Origin of the sequence: Lentzea waywayandensis (assembly GCF_900115955.1) — a bacterium.
In the GTDB taxonomy this organism is placed as follows: Bacteria; Actinomycetota; Actinomycetes; order Mycobacteriales; family Pseudonocardiaceae; genus Lentzea; species Lentzea waywayandensis.
Window position 1 is genome coordinate 759,203 of the sequence record NZ_FOYL01000004.1, and the last position, 16,573, is coordinate 775,775.

At 67.9% G+C, this 16,573-nt stretch carries 17 protein-coding genes; 12 read left to right on the forward strand and 5 right to left on the reverse strand.

What is annotated here, in order from left to right; genetic code table 11:
• The first annotated feature begins 49 nt into the window (after positions 1-49).
• Genes BM417_RS19380 through BM417_RS19395 form a run of 4 tightly spaced genes read left to right on the forward strand, consistent with a single transcriptional unit; the run spans position 50 to position 3,624 of the window.
• A complete protein-coding gene (locus BM417_RS19380) occupies positions 50-859 on the forward strand; it encodes an ABC transporter permease (protein WP_093595633.1) in 810 nt (269 codons plus the stop codon).
• Positions 844-1,545 (forward strand): ABC transporter ATP-binding protein, encoded by a 702-nt coding sequence (locus BM417_RS19385; RefSeq protein ID WP_093595636.1) that lies wholly within the window; start codon positions 844-846, stop codon positions 1,543-1,545. The genes BM417_RS19380 and BM417_RS19385 overlap by 16 nt, the downstream gene beginning before the upstream one ends.
• Positions 1,529-2,503 carry an ABC transporter substrate-binding protein gene (locus BM417_RS19390; protein ID WP_456085506.1) on the forward strand — a complete coding sequence of 325 codons (975 nt, stop codon included), beginning with the start codon at positions 1,529-1,531 and terminating at the stop codon, positions 2,501-2,503. Before BM417_RS19385 ends, BM417_RS19390 begins: the two co-directional genes overlap by 17 nt.
• Complete coding sequence (locus BM417_RS19395) at positions 2,500-3,624, forward strand: LLM class flavin-dependent oxidoreductase (protein ID WP_093595639.1); 1,125 nt, start codon at positions 2,500-2,502, stop codon at positions 3,622-3,624. The genes BM417_RS19390 and BM417_RS19395 overlap by 4 nt, the downstream gene beginning before the upstream one ends.
• On the opposite strand, the gene BM417_RS19400 is transcribed toward BM417_RS19395, so the two are convergent.
• The 3 genes from BM417_RS19400 to BM417_RS19405 form a co-directional block, all read right to left on the reverse strand.
• A complete protein-coding gene (locus BM417_RS19400) occupies positions 3,614-4,696 on the reverse strand; it encodes a glycerophosphodiester phosphodiesterase (protein WP_093595642.1) in 1,083 nt (360 codons plus the stop codon). The genes BM417_RS19395 and BM417_RS19400 overlap by 11 nt on opposite strands.
• A gap of 66 nt (positions 4,697-4,762) precedes the next feature.
• A complete protein-coding gene (locus BM417_RS50130) occupies positions 4,763-5,263 on the reverse strand; it encodes a cation:proton antiporter (RefSeq protein ID WP_322788972.1) in 501 nt (166 codons plus the stop codon).
• Positions 5,264-5,269: 6 nt separating this feature from the next.
• A complete protein-coding gene (locus BM417_RS19405) occupies positions 5,270-6,334 on the reverse strand; it encodes a cation:proton antiporter domain-containing protein (RefSeq protein ID WP_322788973.1) in 1,065 nt (354 codons plus the stop codon).
• Between the two features lie 20 nt (positions 6,335-6,354).
• On the opposite strand from BM417_RS19405, the gene BM417_RS19410 reads away from it, so the two are divergent.
• The 5 genes from BM417_RS19410 to BM417_RS19430 all read left to right on the forward strand — a co-directional run bounded on the left by BM417_RS19410 (position 6,355) and on the right by BM417_RS19430 (position 11,773).
• Positions 6,355-6,615: a UBP-type zinc finger domain-containing protein gene (locus BM417_RS19410; protein ID WP_177320489.1), complete on the forward strand. Its 261-nt coding sequence runs from the start codon at positions 6,355-6,357 to the stop codon at positions 6,613-6,615.
• Between the two features lie 123 nt (positions 6,616-6,738).
• Positions 6,739-8,628 (forward strand): TRAP transporter permease, encoded by a 1,890-nt coding sequence (locus BM417_RS19415; protein WP_093596278.1) that lies wholly within the window; start codon positions 6,739-6,741, stop codon positions 8,626-8,628.
• Positions 8,618-9,595 carry a TAXI family TRAP transporter solute-binding subunit gene (locus BM417_RS19420; RefSeq protein ID WP_093595648.1) on the forward strand — a complete coding sequence of 326 codons (978 nt, stop codon included), beginning with the start codon at positions 8,618-8,620 and terminating at the stop codon, positions 9,593-9,595. The genes BM417_RS19415 and BM417_RS19420 overlap by 11 nt, the downstream gene beginning before the upstream one ends.
• Positions 9,596-9,611: 16 nt before the next feature.
• Positions 9,612-10,868 carry a phosphoribosylamine--glycine ligase gene (purD, locus tag BM417_RS19425; protein ID WP_093595651.1) on the forward strand — a complete coding sequence of 419 codons (1,257 nt, stop codon included), beginning with the start codon at positions 9,612-9,614 and terminating at the stop codon, positions 10,866-10,868.
• On the forward strand, positions 10,865-11,773 hold the full coding sequence (locus BM417_RS19430) for an ADP-ribosylglycohydrolase family protein (RefSeq protein ID WP_093595654.1): 909 nt from the start codon (positions 10,865-10,867) through the stop codon (positions 11,771-11,773). Before purD ends, BM417_RS19430 begins: the two co-directional genes overlap by 4 nt.
• Here BM417_RS19430 and BM417_RS19435 read toward each other — a convergent pair.
• Both BM417_RS19435 and BM417_RS19440 read right to left on the reverse strand, forming a co-directional pair.
• Entirely contained in the window at positions 11,763-12,611 is an 849-nt protein-coding gene (locus BM417_RS19435; protein WP_093595657.1) for an AraC family transcriptional regulator, read from the reverse strand. The two genes, BM417_RS19430 and BM417_RS19435, sit on opposite strands and share 11 nt — an antisense overlap.
• Positions 12,612-12,660: 49 nt before the next feature.
• Positions 12,661-13,779, reverse strand: coding sequence for a hypothetical protein (locus tag BM417_RS19440; RefSeq protein ID WP_143138710.1), 1,119 nt, complete (start codon positions 13,777-13,779; stop codon positions 12,661-12,663).
• 471 nt (positions 13,780-14,250) lie between these two features.
• On the opposite strand from BM417_RS19440, the gene BM417_RS19445 reads away from it, so the two are divergent.
• Genes BM417_RS19445 through BM417_RS19455 form a run of 3 tightly spaced genes read left to right on the forward strand, consistent with a single transcriptional unit; the run spans position 14,251 to position 16,550 of the window.
• Positions 14,251-14,658 (forward strand): hypothetical protein, encoded by a 408-nt coding sequence (locus tag BM417_RS19445; RefSeq protein WP_093595663.1) that lies wholly within the window; start codon positions 14,251-14,253, stop codon positions 14,656-14,658.
• On the forward strand, positions 14,655-15,254 hold the full coding sequence (locus BM417_RS19450) for a DUF3558 domain-containing protein (protein ID WP_093595666.1): 600 nt from the start codon (positions 14,655-14,657) through the stop codon (positions 15,252-15,254). The genes BM417_RS19445 and BM417_RS19450 overlap by 4 nt, the downstream gene beginning before the upstream one ends.
• A gap of 9 nt (positions 15,255-15,263) precedes the next feature.
• Positions 15,264-16,550 carry a hypothetical protein gene (locus BM417_RS19455; protein ID WP_093595669.1) on the forward strand — a complete coding sequence of 429 codons (1,287 nt, stop codon included), beginning with the start codon at positions 15,264-15,266 and terminating at the stop codon, positions 16,548-16,550.
• Positions 16,551-16,573: the final 23 nt, after the last annotated feature.

A 16,573-nucleotide genomic window follows, 5' to 3' on the forward strand; every position in this document is an offset into this window, starting at 1 on the left:
GATTTGGGCGTCGTTGACTCATCTCGTGGGCTCGCCTGTACTTCCGCCCATGACCTTGTCCATAGCGGGAGTGGCCGCGCGGCCGAAAACCGCGACGCCTTCGCAGGCGCGGAAGTTCAAGCTGCCGCTGCGCTGGATCAGCCCGGTCGCGCTGGTCCTGCTGTGGCAACTGGCCAGCTCAACGGGTGTGCTGTCGCCCGACAAACTCGCTTCTCCGCTCACCGTCGCGCAGTCCGCCGGTGAGCTCATCGCGGACGGCCAATTGGGCGAAGCGTTCGCGGTGTCGATCGGACGCGTTTTCTTCGGATTCCTTATAGGCGGCTTTGCCGGTGTTGTTCTGGGGCTTGCCTCCGGCCTTTCCCGCTGGGGCGAGACATTGCTGGACCCGCCGGTGCAGATGTTGCGGACGCTGCCGCACCTCGGCCTGATCCCTCTGTTCATCCTCTGGTTCGGCATCGGCGAGGAGCCCAAGCTCGCGCTGGTCGCGGCCGGGGTGGCGTTCCCGCTCTACCTCAACCTGCACGCCGGGATCCGGCAGACCGATCCCGGCCTGGTCGAGGCCGCGCGCGTGCTCGGCTACAGCAGGATCGAACGGGTCGTGCACGTCGTGCTGCCGTCCGCCGTGCCGCAAACCCTGGTGGGGCTGCGGATCGCGTTCGGCACCGCCTGGTTGTCGCTGATCGTCGCCGAGCAGGTCAACGCCGACGCCGGCCTCGGCTTCCTGATCAACAACGCCCGTGAGTTCCTCCGCACCGACGTCGTGGTCGTCGGCCTCGTGGTCTACGCGCTGCTCGGCCTGACGACGGACGCCCTGGTGCGGTTGCTGGAAAGGAGGATCCTGCGATGGCGAGCGCGGTGAGTGTGCGCGGGTTGCGCAAGGCGTTCGGTCCGCGGACCGTGCTGGACGGCATCGACCTGGAGGTCCAGCCGGGCGAGTTCGTGGCGTTGCTCGGCCGCAGCGGCTGCGGCAAGTCGACGTTGCTGCGCATCCTCGCCGGCCTGGACCGCGAGGTCGAAGGCCAGGCAGAGGTTCCCGGCACGGTGTCGATCGCGTTCCAGCAGCCGCGTCTGCTGCCGTGGCGCAAGGTCTGGCGGAACATCTCGCTGGGCCTGCACAAGCCGGACGGCCGCGCGGTTGCGTTGAAGGCGCTGGAAGAAGTGCGGCTGACCGACCACGCCGACGCGTGGCCGCTGACGTTGTCCGGCGGTGAGGCGCAACGGGTCTCGCTCGCTCGGGCGTTGGTGCGCGAGCCGGACGTGCTGCTGCTGGACGAACCGTTCGGCGCGCTGGACGCGTTGACCCGGCTCGCCATGCACCACCTGGTGGAAGACCTGTGGACCAGGCACAAGCCCGCCGTGCTGCTCGTGACGCACGACGTCGACGAGGCGTTGCTGCTGGCCGACCGGATCCTCGTGCTCGACGAGGGCCGGATCGTCGCCACGCACCACGTCGACCTGCCCCGCCCGCGCCGCCGGGCCTCCGTTGTGGAGCAACGCACCCGCGTGCTCGCCGATCTGGGAGTGGACGTTGAAGAAGCTGCCTGACCGAAAGCTGCTCGCCCTTCTCGCCGCGATCCTCTTCGCCACCGGGTGCTCGACGGCCGCGCAGTCCCAGGACACCCCGGCCGGCGACGTCGTGCTCAAGGTCGGCGACCAGAAGGGCGGCGCGAAGTCGGTGCTGACCGCCGCCGGTCTGCTCGACGACTTCCCGTACAAGATCGAGTGGTCGACGTTCACCTCCGGCCCGCCCCTGCTCGAAGCCGCTTCCGCCGGCGCGATCGACGTCGGCGCGGTCGGCAACACACCGCCGATCTTCGCCGCCGCCGCGAACGCCAAGATCGCCGCGGTCGGCGTGTCCAAGGGCCAGGTCGAGGCGGACGCGATCCTCGTCCCGGAGAACTCGCCGTTGAAGTCGGTCGGCGACCTCAAGGGCAAGAACATCGCCGTGGCCAAGGGAAGTTCCGCGCACGGCCAGATCCTGCTGACGTTGCGTTCGGCCGGTCTCACGACCAAGGACGTCACGCTGAACTTCCTGCAGCCCGCCGACGCGTACGGCGCGTTCACGCAGGGCAAGGTCGACGCGTGGGCGATCTGGGACCCCTACACCGCGCAGGCGCAGCAGGAGGCCAAGGCGCGCGTGCTCACCACCGGTGAGGGCAGGTCGAACGGTTACGGCTTCAACGTCGCCGGCAAGAAGGCCTTGGACGACAAGGGGAAGAACGCCGCGCTCAAGGAGTACCTGATCCGGTACTACAAGGCGCAGAAGTGGGCCGACACGCACCGCGAGGAGTGGGCGAAGGCGTGGGCGGCCGAGACGGGCCTGAAGTACGAGGTGGCGCTCGCCGCGGTGCAGCGCAACGGCGACCAGGTCGTGAAGCTGGACGACACGGTGATCAAGTCCGAACAGGAGCTCGCGGACGCGTTCACCGAGGACAAGACGCTGCCGGGCAAGGTCGACTTCGCGAAGTTCGTCGACACGAGGTTCCAGGGAGATCTCGCATGAGCATCACGCTGCACTGGTTCCTGCCGACCTCCGGTGACGGCCGCACGGTCGTGGAGCACTTCCACGCCAACCGCGCGCCCGCTGCCGGGGCACGCCGTGAGCCGGACATCGACTACCTGGCGCAGATCGCGCGCACGGCCGAGCAGGTCGGGTTCACCGGTGTGCTCACGCCGACCGGCACGTGGTGCGAGGACGCCTGGCTGACCACGGCCGCGTTGATCGCGCAGACCAAGACGCTCAAGTTCCTCGTCGCGTTCCGGCCGGGCGTGCTCTCGCCGACGCTGGCCGCGCAGATGGCCTCGACGTACCAGCGGATCTCGCGCGGACGGTTGCTGCTCAACGTGGTGACCGGCGGAGATTCCGTTGAGCAGCAACGGTTCGGCGACTGGCTCGACAAGGACCAGCGCTACGAGCGCACCGACGAGTTCCTTCAGGTCGTGCGCGGCATCTGGACCGGGAAGCCGTACACGTTCCAGGGCAGGCACTACCAGGTGCAGGACGCCACGCTGCTGGCCGCGCCGGACCCCGTTCCGCCGATCTACTTCGGTGGCTCCTCCGACGCCGCGCTGCCGGTCGCGGCCGCCCGCGCCGACGTCTACCTGACCTGGGGCGAACCTCCTGCCGACGTCGCGGAGAAGATCGCGCGGGTGCGGGCGCTGACCGATCGCCCGATCCGGTTCGGCATCCGGCTGCACACGATCAGCCGGGACACGTCGGCGGAGGCGTGGGCGTCCGCCTCGAAGCTGCTCGACGCGCTGGACCCGGCCGTGGTCGCGAAGGCCCAGGAACAGCTGGGCGCGTCGGAATCCGTTGGCCAGCAACGGATGTTGGCGCTGCACGGCGGAGATCTCAGCCGTGGCGTTCGCGGGCTGGAGATCTATCCGAACCTGTGGGCCGGTGTCGGACTCGTGCGTGGTGGCGCGGGAACTGCGTTGGTGGGGTCGCACTCCGAGGTCGCGGATCTCGTCGAGGAGTACCACTCCATCGGGATCGACGAGTTCGTGCTGTCCGGCTACCCGCACTTGGAAGAGGCCTACTGGTTCGGCGAGGGCGTGCGGCCCCTGCTCAAGCAGCGTGGGCTGCTCGACGGGGACCGCACGCTCGCACTGGCTAGCGCTTGACCTTGGCCTCGACGGCCGTGTCGGGGTTGTCCGCGAACACGCCGTCGATGCCCTGCTTGAAGAACAGGTCGTACTCCTCGAAGGCCCGGCCGTACGCGGCCGGGTCGGTCGAGGACCGGAAGTCCGCGGGCAGGAACGAGTTCTCGTTGCGGAACGTCCAGGAGTGCACGATCAGGCCGGCCTTGTGGGCGTCCTTCACGACCGTGGTCGGCGCCTTCAGGAACCCGCCCGCGTCGCGCGGGATGATGATGTCCTTGGTGAGGCCGACGCCGTCCGCGTAGGAGCGGACCTCACGCAGACCGGCCGGGGTGACCAGGTCGGCGTAGGTGCGCTTGTCGCCCGCCGCGATGAAGTCGTACGGCGCACCGGAACCGTTGACCAGCTGCACGATCGGCACGCGCAGCGACCTGTTGAGCTCCTTGAGGTTCGCGACCTCGAACGACTGCACGTAGACCTTGGCGCTACCGCGGTTCAGGCCGTTGCGGTTGAGCAGGTCGACGAGCTTCGGCTCCAGGGCGAGACCGATCGACTTGAAGTACGTCGGGTGCTTGGTCTCCGGGTAGATGCCGATCTCGCGGTGCAGCTCGCGGGACAGGCGCTTCGAGAGGTCGATGACCTCCTGCAGCGTCGGAATCTCGAACCGGCCGTCGTAGAGGGTGTTGCGCGGGCGGATCGCCGGGATGCGTTCCTTGGCGCGCAACGTCTTCAGCTCGGCGAGCGTGAAGTCCTCGGTGAACCAGCCGGTGACGGCGACACCGTCGATGGTCTTGGTCTTCTTGCGGTCGGCGAACTGAGGCACGGTGGCGACGTCGGTCGTGCCGCCGATCTCGTTCTCGTGCCGGGCGACCAGCTTGCCGTCCTTGGTGGGCACCAGGTCGGGCTCGATGAAGTCGGCGCCCATGCGTGCCGCGAGCTCGTACGCCGCGAGCGTGTGCTCGGGCCGGTACGCCGACGCGCCACGGTGCCCGATGACGATCGGACCCTTGTCGTCGTGTGCCGAGGCGGAGGGCAGCGACGCCACCACCGCACCCGCGAACACGAGGACCACGGCGGCAAGACCTCTCCGGTACATCGTTCGACCTCCCCTTTTCGGTTGAGAGCGCACCCAAGCATCGCAACACGAAAAGCAGGTGAACGGTTACTCACGAGAAAGTGCCGCTTCCTCCAGGTCCAGCTCCCGCATGACCCGGAACAGCACCTCGTCGTCGATCTCGCCGTTGTCCCTGGCCTTGACGAACTCGTCGCGCTCGGCGCTGAGCATCAGCCTGCGCAGCCTGCGGTAGGCGGCCGCCGGGCTCTCCTGCTCCTGGCGCCCGAGCCGTTCCCACGCGGCGTTGCCCCGGTGCTCGGCAAGCGATCGCAGCTGGTCGCGGACGTGGTCGGGGACGTCCTCGATCTCCTCGTCCAGCCTGGTCACCGCCGCCTGCGCGGCCCGGTGCTGCACCTGAGCCTCGGCCAGCGCGTCCTCGCGGGCGTCGTCGCCCTCGAAGCCGATCTTGTTGATCACCCACGGCAACGTCATGCCCTGCAACAGCAGCGTGCTGATCGTCACGATGAACGCGCAGAACACGATGATGTCGCGTCCCGGTACCTCCGGCGGGATCGCCGCGGCGGCGGCGAGCGTGACCACGCCGCGCATGCCCGCCTAGGCGATCACGGTGACCTGGCCCAGGTGCGGCGTGCCCTCGCGTTCCCGCCTGCGTTTGGACGTGTAGATCGGGATGTAGGAGGCCGGGTACATCCAGATGAACCGCGCCGCGATCGCCGCGAACACCACCGCGGCCGCCCCGAGCAGCAGGCTCGCGTTCAGGTCGACGTCGCTGATGATCGACGAGACCTGAAGGCCGATGAGCGCGAAGACGAACGACTCCAGCAGCACGTCCGCCGACCGCCACACGGCCGCGTCCTGAAGCCGCGTCGAGTACTTGCCGCGCGGCGAGTTGTGGCCGACGTAGAGGCCGGCGACGACGACCGCGAGCACCCCGGAGAACTGGATGCCGAACCCGTGCAGGCCCTCTTCCGCGAGCAGGTAGGCGCCGAACGGCACGAGCAGGCCGAGCGCGCTCTCCAGCACTCCCTCGCAGAGCCGTTTGCGCAGGTACCTGACCACCACGCCGACGAGCAGCCCGACCGCGATGCCGCCCGCGGTGATGTACAGGAACATCCAGATGCTCGCGACCGGATGCATGGCCGTGCCCACCGCGGCCGCCACCGCGACCTTGAACGCAGTGAGCGCCGTGGCGTCGTTGATCAGGCTCTCGCCGACCAGCAGCGTCATCGCCCGGCGTTGCAGACCCAGCTTGCGGCCGATCGCGACCGCGGCGACCGCGTCCGGCGGCGCCACGACCGCGCCCAGCACGAGCGCGGCGGCGAACGGCAGGTCCGGGAAGACCAGGCTCGCCGTGACCCCGACCAGCAGCGTCGTGAACAGCACCAGCCCGACCGCGAGCAGCCCGATCGGCCGCAGGTTCGCGCGGATGTTGAGGTACGAGCTGTCCAGCGCGGCGCTGTAGAGCAGCGGCGGCAGCACCAGCACCAGGATCAGGTGGGGATCGAGCTGGAACTCCGGCACGCCCGGTATGAACGAGACCACCAGACCGACGGCGACCAGCACCAGCGGCGCCGGCCAGTTCAGGCGGCGGGCGAGGGACGTGACGATCAACGCCCCGAGGAGCAGCAGCAGTAGTTCAGGCCCGTGCATGCCGCTCATTCTGCGTAATGATGGAAGCCATGACCTGTCCGCACGTCGAAGCGCTGCCTCAGTCGGTGGAACCGGAGTCGACCGAGGGCTGCGTCGACTGCCTCGCTCTGGGCGAGCGCAACTGGGCTCATCTGCGGATGTGTCTGTCCTGCGGGCACGTGGCGTGCTGCGACTCGAGTCCCCACAGGCACGCGACGGCGCACTTCGGCTCGTCCCAGCATCCGGTCATGCGCTCGTTCGAGCCGGGCGAGAACTGGCGCTGGTGCTATGTGGACAGTGCCATCGTGTGACCTCGCTCCGAGTCTTTGCAGTTCCTTTGGATTGATCCCCTGGGGCTGTGATCGGCCCCACAGTACGGTCGGTTCGTGGCCAACCCGGACCTCGCCCGCATCGTCGCGGAGCACGACGAGGAGATGCCGTCGCGTTCGCTCTCACCCAGGTGGGAGCGGGCACTGTGGATCGCCGGCCTGCTGATCGCCCTCCTGGTGCTCAAGCAGGTGTTCTTCCCGTTCGCCAAGGGAAGCCAGTACTACCTGATCATCTTCCTGGCGGTGACGCTGCCGCTGGTGTTCCTCGCCTACGGCCGCGGGCACACGCCGCCCTGGTGGGACTGGATCCTGGCCGGGCTCGCCTTCGTGGTGGGCGCGTATCCGCTGTTCGGGGGCTACGACGAGTTCCTGAACCGGCAGGGCCAGCTCTCGACCCTGGACGTGATCGCGGGCTCGGTGCTGCTGGTGCTGATCCTGGAGGCCTGCCGACGCACGACCGGGTGGGTGCTTCCGGTGGTGTGCCTGGCGTTCATCGCCTACGCCTACTACGGCGGGTTCCTGCCGGCGTCGTGGTCGATCTCGCACTCCGGCATCGACTTCCCGCAGATCATCAACGGGTTCTTCAACGACTCCAGCGGGTTCTACGGCATTCCGCTGGACGTCGCCGCAACCTACATCGTGCTGTTCACGATCTACGGCGCCGTGCTGAACGCCTCGGGTGCCGGCAAGTTCTTCGTGGACGTCAGCTTCGCCGCTTTCCGCAAGTCGCGGACGGCGCCCGGTCGTACGGCGGCGACCGCGGGCTTCCTGCTGGGCACGGTTTCCGGATCCGGCACCGCGACCACGGTGTCGTTGGGCGCCGTGACGTGGCCGATGCTGCAGAAGGCCGGATATCCCAAGGAGAACGCGGGCGGGCTGCTCGCGGCGTCCGGCATCGGGGCGATCCTGTCGCCGCCCACGCTGGGTGCGGCGGCGTTCATCATCGCCGAGTACCTGCAGGTCTCGTACCTGGAGGTGCTGATCTGGGCGATCATCCCGACGCTGCTCTACTACCTTGGCATCGCGCTGGCCGTCGAGGCGGACGCGCGGCGGTTCGGCGCCCATCCCGTCGACGTGGACGCGCCGCGGTTCTGGGACGTGCTGAAGCTCGGCTGGTACCACTTCCTGTCGCTCTTCATCATCATCGTGTTCCTGGCGCTGGACATCCCGGTCTACAAGGCCGTCGTGTACGCGACGGGTGTGGCGGCGCTGTTCGCGTTGATCAACCACCGGCGTGACTGGTTCCGGCTGATCGCCGACGCGCTGTCGGTCGGGGTGCGCTCGGCGTTCCCGGTGATCGCGGTGTGCGCGGCGGCCGGTGTGGTGACCTCGACGATCACCAAGACCGGGCTGGGGCAAGCGTTCGCGGGGTCGTTGGTGGACCTGGCTTCTGCTTTGACCTCGGAACCCGTCGTGGTGCTGATGCTCACGGCGGTGCTCGCGGCCGTGGCGGTGTCCGTGCTCGGGCTGGCGGTGCCGGTGACGGCGTCGTTCATCATCTCTTGGGTCGTGATCGGGCCGGCGTTGATCACGCTGGGCGTCGAGCCCGCCGAGACCGCGATGTTCATCTTCTACTACGCGGTGTTGTCCGAAGTGACGCCGCCGACCGCCCTCGCGGCCGTTGCCGCCGCGGCGCTGACCGGCGGCGACGTGATGAAGACGATGTGGCAGACGTGGAAGTACACGCTGCCCGCGTTCCTCGTGCCGCTGGCGTTCGTGCTCACCGACGCCGGTGCCGCCCTGCTGCTGCGCGGGCCGTTGCTGGACTCGGTGTGGGCGTTCGGTGCGTCCGCGCTGGGGGTGGCCGCTCTCGCCGTGCTGACGGGCGGCTGGTTGTTCGGTCCCGCGCGCTGGCCGGAACGCCTGCTGTGCGTGCCGGCCGCGTTGTTCCTGCTCTATCTGCAGCCGTTGACGATCGCCATCGGGGCCGGGTTCCTCGTGGTGGCCGTGGCGGTACACCTGGTTTCCCGTGGGAGGGTTCGTGATGCTGCGTAGGTACGCGATCGGCGCGATCGCATTGGCGCTCGTGGTTTCCGGGTGTGGCGGCAAGCGCACACCCACCACGCCGGACGCTTCGGGCGGCGGCGCGTCCTGCGAGGCGTCGGACGGCCGGATCACGATCGCGACCGGCAACTCCGGTGGCGTGTACTTCGTGGTCGGCGGCGGTCTGGCGAAGCTGATCTCCGACAACTCGAAGCTGAAGGCCTCGTCCGCCGAGACCGGCGCGTCGGTGCAGAACATCCAGCAGCTCGTCTCCGGCACCTACGACATCGCGTTCTCGCTGGCGGACACCGCCGCGGACGCCGTCAACGGCACCGGGGCGTTCAACGGCAAGAAGGAGAAGATCGCGGCGCTGTCGCGGATCTACCCGAACTACACGCAGGTCCTCGTCCGGGCGGACTCCGGGATCAACTCCGTGGCCGACATGAAGGGCAAGCGGATCTCGACCGGCTCGCCGAAGTCCGGCACCGAGGTGATCGCCGGACGCCTGCTGAAGACGGCCGGCCTCAACATCGACTCCGACGTCCAGGCCCAGCGGCTCGACCTGACCAAGACCGCGGACGGCATGAAGGACGGCAGCATCGACGGCCTGATCTGGTCCGGCGGGTTGCCGACGCCGCAGATCACCGACATCACCACGTCCCTCAAGGACAAGGTGAAGTTCATCGACATCACCCCGCTGCTGCCGGAGATGAAGAAGATCAGCCCGGTGTACGACACGGCGCCGATCCCGGCGGCGACCTACGGGGTCGCCGAGGTTCCCACGATCGTGGTGCCGAACCTGCTCCTCGTGCGCGAGGACTTCGCGGCCAACAACGCCTGCGCCGTCACCAAGCTGATCTTCGACAAGAAGGCTGACCTGGAGAAGGTGCACCCGGCCGTGAAGGACATCTCGAAGGACAAGGCTTCGGCCTCCGACCCGGTCCCGCTGCACCCTGGGGCGAAGCAGGCGCTCGGCTGAACTACGCTGGGCCCTCGTGCGCGTCCTGGTCATCGGGTCTGGAGCCCGTGAGCATGCCCTTGTCCTCGCGTTGTCGCGCGACCCGCAGCTGACTGCTTTGGCGTGCGCGCCGGGCAACGCAGGCATAGCGGGACACGCCGAGCTCTACGGCGTCGACGTCGCCGATGCCTCGGCCGTCGCCGGCCTCGCGAAGGAGTGGAAGGCCGACCTCGTCGTCATCGGCCCCGAACAACCGCTGGTGGTCGGGGCCGCGGACGCTGTCCGTGAGCTCGGCATCCCCTGCTTCGGCCCCTCCCGCGCAGCCGCGCGGATCGAGGGTTCCAAGGCGTTCGCGAAGGACGTCATGAACGCCGCGGGGGTGCCGACCGCGCACAGCGAGGTCGTCGACAACCCGGCACGCCTGGACGCCGCTCTGGCCCGTTTCGGCCCGACGTGGGTCGTGAAGGACGACGGCCTGGCGGCCGGCAAGGGCGTCGTCGTGACGTCCGACCTGGCCGCGGCCCGTGCGCACGCGATGACGTTGCTCGACGGCGGTCACCCGGTGCTGCTGGAGTCGTTCCTCGACGGTCCGGAGGTGTCGCTGTTCTGCGTCACCGACGGCGTGTCCGTGGTGCCGCTGATCCCGGCGCAGGACTTCAAGCGCGTGGGCGACGGCGACGCCGGCCCGAACACCGGCGGCATGGGTGCCTACGCGCCGCTGCCGTGGGCGCCGGAGGGCCTGGTGTCCGAGATCGTTTCGCGCTGCGTGCAGCCCGTCGTGGACGAGCTGCGCGCACGGGAGACGCCGTTCGTCGGCCTGCTGTACGCGGGTCTGGCGCTGACGTCCAACGGCGTGCAGGTGATCGAGTTCAACTGCCGCTTCGGTGACCCGGAGACGCAGTCCGTGCTCGCTCTGCTGAAGTCGCCGATCTCCGCTCTGTTCCTGGCGGCTGCTTCTGGTGAGCTTGCTGATCTTCCGGCTCTGGAGTGGGAGAACGGCTACGCCGTGACCGTCGTCCTGGCGGCCGAGGGCTACCCGAACCGCCCGCGCACCGGCGACGTGATCACCGGCTCCGAGGCCGACGGCGTCCTGCACGCCGGCACGCGCCGCCGTGAAGACGGCGCCGTGGTCTCGGCAGGCGGCCGAGTGCTGTCGGTCGTGGGCACCGGCAAGTCGCTGTCGAAGGCCCGCGAGCGCGCCTACAAGCGCATCGCGGACATCCACCTCACCGGCTCGCACCACCGTTCGGACATCGCTTCCAAGGCCATCGACGGGAAGATCACGCTGCCGTGAGCCTGCTCGGGTGTGTGCTGGGCGGTGCTGTGGGCGACGGCCTGGGCGCGCCGATCGAGTTCTCGTCGATCGACACGATCCGCAGCCAGCACGGCCCGTCGGGTGTCGTCGACCTCCCCGCGCTGGAGATCACCGACGACACCCAGATGGTGCTGTTCACACTCGAAGGTCTTTTGCTGGCAAGGAATCACGGCATCGACCCGCTCCTGACCGTGCGGGCCGCCTACGCGCGCTGGCTGCACACGCAGGGCGGCCCGGAGGTCGCTTCGGACGGTTGGCTGATGGCGGACCAGCGCCTGCACTCACGGCGGGCGCCGGGCCACACGTGCATAACCGCGTTGAAGCACAACGAAAAGAACAACTCGAAGGGCTGCGGCGGCGTGATGCGCGCCGCCCCGGTCGCCGTCTGGTCTTCTGACGTGCGCGAGGTCTTCGAGCTTGCCGTCGGCACGGCTCGCATGACGCACCACCACCCGAGCGGCTACCTGTCCGCAGGCGCCCTGGCAGCGATCGTCCACGCGTTGCTGTCCGGCTCGGACCTGGTAGCGGCCGTAGCCGTGGCACGCGCCGAACTGGTCCGCTGGGACGGCCACGAGGAGCAGACCTCGTTGCTGGACAAGGTGATGGGCCTGGGGCCGTTGACCCCGGAGGAGATCGAGTCCGAACTCGGCGGCGGCTGGGTGGGCGAGGAGGCCCTGGCCATCGGCCTGCACGCCGCCCTGGTCGGCGCGAACTTCGCCGACGCCGTCCGCATCGCCGTGAACCACTCGGGCGACAGCGACTCGACGGGTTCGATCTGCGGCAACATCCTCGGCGCCCGCGACGGCGTCACCGTGATCCCCGCCGACTGGCTTTCCGTTCTGGAACTACGAGACGTGATGGAACGCCTCGTCCTCAGCTGGTGACGGGAATCCACAACTCCGCGGTCGCCTGGTCACCGTTGATCTGCGTGCGCAACATCGACGGCCCCTCAACGCTCTCGTAGCTGTTGGACGGGAACCACTGCGTGTACACGTCCCGCCACATGTACTGAATCGTCTCGGGATAGGGCCCCTCGGCCGTGAACACAGCCCACGTGTTCTTGGGTACTTGCAGGGTCTCCATGTCCTCCGGCGCCTCCTGGCTGGTCACCACCCCCTGGAAGTAGTCGAGCAGGTCGCCCTCCTCGACCCCTTCCTGGTTGAAGGTGAGGGCCAGCATCCCCTCCGGCTCCCCGTCGCTCAACGCCTTCATCCGGTCCAGCGTGGGCATCCCGATGCCCTTGACGAACTCGACGATCGCGGGGTTCATCCCCAGGTGCACCAACGGCACCCGCGTCCCCCGGCCGACCACCTGGAACGCCTCTTTCTCGACGACCCGGTACTCCATGCTCGTACTCCCCTCCACAACCAGTCTGAACGTGAGAATCTGCTGCGACCGCAACACCTTCTTGCTGGCCCGCGCCTCCTGAGGCCCAACCCCGTGCATGGCCTTGAAAGCCCGCGCAAAGGCCTCGTTGGACCCATAACCCCACCTGACAGCGACGTCGAGCAACGAACCCCGTCCACTGAGGACTTCATTCGCCGCCTTGGTGAGCCGCCTGCGCCTGATGTACTCGCTCAGCGGAATGCCGGCGAGCGCACTGAACATCCGGCGCAGGTGGTACTCACTGGTGCCCGCGATCCGCGCGAGCACCTTGACGTCCACCTCGCCTTCGAGGTCGTCCTCGATGCGGGCCATGGCCTCGTTGAGTCGTTCCAGCACGTGCTCAACGCTATGGGGCTCGATGCCTTCTCACCCGACTAGCTGTGCCCTATCCGATCGCCTGCCGCACCTCGTCCGCCATCTTCTGCGCGATGGGCGTGAACGTCCGGACGTAGGTCTTCGGGTCGTCCGGCGCCCAGTCGCCGTACCCCGTGAGCTGCACCTGCGTGCGTCCAGCCACGAAGGAAATGGTCGGCGAGTCACCCGTCAGGTAACTGCAGGCCGCGAAGTCGCCGATCTTCTCCGTGCTCATCACCGCCTCGCCGGTGATCTTGCGCGACGGCGAGGCGGGATTGCAGTCCTGCGCGTCCTTGATCGCCATCTCGGCGTCGCGGTACGTCCTGAGGCTGATCTTCAAAGCCTGGCCCCGGCTGCGTTCCGCGGCGTCGAACCACTCCGGGGAGAGCCGCCGGCACTCCTGCAGGTTCGAGTAGAAGTACCGCACCTCGTTCTTGTCGTTCTCGAACCGGTCGAAGGTCTCCCGCTCGTAGTAGTCCGCCTCGACCACACCGGAGTCCTTGCCGTTCGTGATCTCCCGGAAGAGCTGACTGCTCAGGACGTCGCAGGCGTTGGGCACGCTCTCGTACCGTCCTGTGTGCACGTGCGTCGTTCTGCCTTGCGGACCTTTCGCGAGGTTGGCCGCAACACCCTCCAGCAGCTTCATGAACGTCGCCTTGGGATCCGTGATCTCCTTGACGTTGCTCATCCTCGACGCACCCAGGTGAGCCTCGGCCTTGCCGTCCGCGCTGATGATGCGAGCGTTGAAGCTGTCGGGCTTGAGGCCAGGGCTCGTGTACGCCCGGAGCCCGGCCGCGGTCACCGGCGTGTCGTCCTTGCCCTGGAAGTCGGCCGGCAGCACGTCGTTGAACGGCAGCTGGCTGATGGAGAGCGTGAACCGCTCGATCCCACCCTCCGCCGTCGACTCGTAGAGGCACGTGGAGATCGCGTCGGTCTCGCCCTTGACAGTCGCATCGGCAACCGGCACGGACTGCGGCAGGTGACTCTGGCTGTGCCAGCCGTGGGCTGCGTCCCGGAAGCCGATCTCCTCGAGCAGCGTGGCCGGCATGACCGTGCAGGCGTCGATCACCGCCATCTCGCCGTACTTGACCGACTGCCGCTCGACCTTCTGCGCGATCACGCTGGTGTCGGCCACCTCAGGTTCCGGCACGATGGCCTGCCTGCCGTCACTCTTGATCAGGATGGCCGTGGTGACGCCTCCGCCGACCAGCAGAACCGCCGCGAGGACGGCCGTGACGATCAGTCCGGTGCGCCTTTTCTTCGGCGGCCGCGGCGGATGCTGTTGAAACGGATAAGGCTGTTGATACGGGTGTTGCGCCGGGTTCGGCTGCTGTCGCGGCGGGTATGGCTGTTGTGGCCCGTGCACTCATTCCCCCAGGTGGTCGCGCGTGGTTCCTCCCCCAAGTCGCGGAAGCTACCGGAATCGCGACACGCCGCCAGTGGAATCGGAACGGAGAGTGATGTGGAACCAACGAGGGGTGGTCTTCGTCCAACCACAGGTACGTCTTACGCAGGCGTTGGTAGCCTGCGAAGCGGGACCGAACCGTTACCAACCGTACGGGGGTAGGACGTGGTGACACAGAACGCGGGGGCGGATGCCGCTCTCAGTGCCGTCGCGGGCATGGCCGGGGGCGCGATCGGGGCCGCGGTCAGCACGTTCCACGCGGCATCGGCGTTGCTCGACGGGATGACGTCGGGTCCGTCTAGCCAGAACTTCCACGTCAACAAGGACAACGTCCTCAAGGCCGGCGTGATCATCCAGGACCAGGCCGAGGTGCTGGCGAGGGCGCTCAGGAAGGCTGAGGCTCACCTCGACGTCGATGTCAACAGCACAGAATCAGGCATCGTCAGTTCGAACATCGCAGGCGCGTGGAATCGCCGCCTGACGGTGGGTGACGACTCTTACGTCGGTCGTATCAGGCTGTATGTCGAAAGCCTGGACAAGTTGTCCCAGCAGCTCAGGGAATCGGCAAAGCAGTACGGATTCACCGAGGAAGAAATCACCACGACGTTCGGACCGGTGACGTGAGCAAGTCGATCCTCAAAATCATGGCTTTGGCGTCCGTTCTCGCGGCGACCGCAGCTTGTACGACGAACGGTGTCGGAGGGACGCCTGGGCCGACATCCGGTGGGTCTCCGACATCGGAATCCTCAAAGCCCAACGTTGACGTGCCGAAGCGCCCTGCGGATTTGAAGGTCAACGGAGTCGATCCGTGCAAGCTGCTCACGGCTTCGCAGATGACCGAGGTCAAAGTTGCCGAGGCCGTGCCTGACCAGATCGAAGTGTCGGATCTGGGAAAGCAGCCCGGTTGCTTCTACGAAAATGGCGTCAAGTACGCCTACACGGTCGTCGGACTGACGAACAGGGATATTCGGGCCTGGCTCGACGGCGGTGGGAACACCACATCGAGGCTCCTGGACGTCGCAGGATTCGGCGCCGCTGAAATCGTTCTAACCGGCACAGAAGGCGTCAACTGCGCCGTTGCTGTGGATGTTTCTGATGGTCAGGCGCTGTACGTCAACTACTCGCCGACCACCCAGAAGGGCGAGTCTCAGGATCAGCTGTGCGGCAACGCGAAGAAGGCGGCCACGCTCGCGGTCGAGACTCTCAAGACTTTGAAGTGAGGGGGAGGCATGTCGGGTAACGAGCAAATCGCAGACTTCAACTTCGACGGCTGGTCCAACCAGCAGCTCGCGGATGAGGTCAAGAAGCTCAGCAACGGTGATCTCGCCCGCAAGTTCGCGTCGGCTTCCGACGTACTTCGCGACCTCGCAGGCAGCCTGGAGGACGTGGACACGGAGCTGCGCAACCAGCTCAAGGTTCTCGGGATCGACTGGGGCGGTGTGGCCGGCGAGAAGGGCCAGCAGAAGACCAAGGTCTCAGCGGAGGGCATCGGCGACGCCGGCGAAGCGACCCAGGGAAACTCGGACGCTGTCGCGCGCCAGAGTGAGAGCACCACGACAGCCCGCAACAGCTCGCCTGAGTCTCAGACGCTGCGTGGCGACACGGAGCAGAACTTCGGCGACAAGGTCGGCGGCTTCTTCGGCGTCGAGACCGACCACGCCAAGGAGGTCGCGGCGACCAACGCGGCCCGTCAGCAGGCCATCGACAGCCTCAACGGCTACACCTCGAACAGCCAGAGCGCGATCGACTCGTTCCGCACACCCAACCCGCCGCCGGACATCGTGGTGGCCAGCGCTGCTGTCGCCACGCCCGTCGGACCCCAGGTCGGCACGCCGGCGGGCGGTCCTCCCGGCATCCAGGGCGGCCCCGGCTTCACCGGGTCGCCAGGCACCCCCGGCTTCACCGGCACGCCCGGCGCACCCGTCCCGAGCATCCCCGGCAACGCCACCGGCATCCTTCCCGGCGGCAACACGCCGACCCCGCTCGCGGCTGGTCCTGGGCTGCCCAAGCCGTTCGGCGTCCCGTCCATCGGCGTGGCAGCCGCGACCGCTGCGGCCGCCGGTCTCGCCGGCGGCACGGCCAGTGCGCGTGGAGCGCAGGTCGTGGGTGGTGGACGTGGGCCCAGCCAGGCTCCGAAGACGCCCATCGCGCCCGCCGGGCCGAAGGGTGCGCCGAGCACGATCGGTGGCGGCAAGGCCGGAGCCGGCGGCGCTGGTGCTGGTGCTGGTGCCGGCGGTACCGGGGCTGCGGGCAAGGGGCCCGGTGGCGCGATGACGCCTGGTGGTGCCAGTGGCGTCGGGCCTGAGGCGAACCGGGCCGGTGCTGCCGCCGGCAAGGGTGGCGTCGGTGGCAAGGGCGCAGGGTCGCTCATGTCGCCCGCGGCCAGTGGTGCCAAGGGTGACGGCGAGGAGGACGGCGAGCACGTGCGCAAGTACGGCGTCGACTCCGACGAGATGTTCGGCGATGATCGCATGGTGGTTCAGTCCGTCATCGGCGAAGACCCGAAGGACAAGTAGATCCCTTGAGCTCACCAGGTTCT

Excerpts from the sequence above, each read along its gene's own strand:
- BM417_RS19420 (WP_093595648.1), top strand. The coding sequence starts at position 8,618 with ATGCTGCGTAGGTACGCGATCGGCGCGATCGCATTGGCGCTCGTGGTT.
- BM417_RS19415 (WP_093596278.1), top strand. The coding sequence starts at position 6,739 with ATGCCGTCGCGTTCGCTCTCACCCAGGTGGGAGCGGGCACTGTGGATC.
- BM417_RS19410 (WP_177320489.1), top strand. The coding sequence starts at position 6,355 with ATGACCTGTCCGCACGTCGAAGCGCTGCCTCAGTCGGTGGAACCGGAG.
- BM417_RS19445 (WP_093595663.1), top strand. The coding sequence starts at position 14,251 with ATGGCCGGGGGCGCGATCGGGGCCGCGGTCAGCACGTTCCACGCGGCA.
- BM417_RS19400 (WP_093595642.1), bottom strand. The coding sequence starts at position 4,696 with ATGTACCGGAGAGGTCTTGCCGCCGTGGTCCTCGTGTTCGCGGGTGCG.
- BM417_RS19405 (WP_322788973.1), bottom strand. The coding sequence starts at position 6,334 with ATGAGCGGCATGCACGGGCCTGAACTACTGCTGCTGCTCCTCGGGGCG.
- BM417_RS19395 (WP_093595639.1), top strand. The coding sequence starts at position 2,500 with ATGAGCATCACGCTGCACTGGTTCCTGCCGACCTCCGGTGACGGCCGC.
- BM417_RS19455 (WP_093595669.1), top strand. The coding sequence starts at position 15,264 with ATGTCGGGTAACGAGCAAATCGCAGACTTCAACTTCGACGGCTGGTCC.
- BM417_RS19385 (WP_093595636.1), top strand. The coding sequence starts at position 844 with ATGGCGAGCGCGGTGAGTGTGCGCGGGTTGCGCAAGGCGTTCGGTCCG.
- BM417_RS19380 (WP_093595633.1), top strand. The coding sequence starts at position 50 with ATGACCTTGTCCATAGCGGGAGTGGCCGCGCGGCCGAAAACCGCGACG.
- BM417_RS50130 (WP_322788972.1), bottom strand. The coding sequence starts at position 5,263 with ATGCGCGGCGTGGTCACGCTCGCCGCCGCCGCGGCGATCCCGCCGGAG.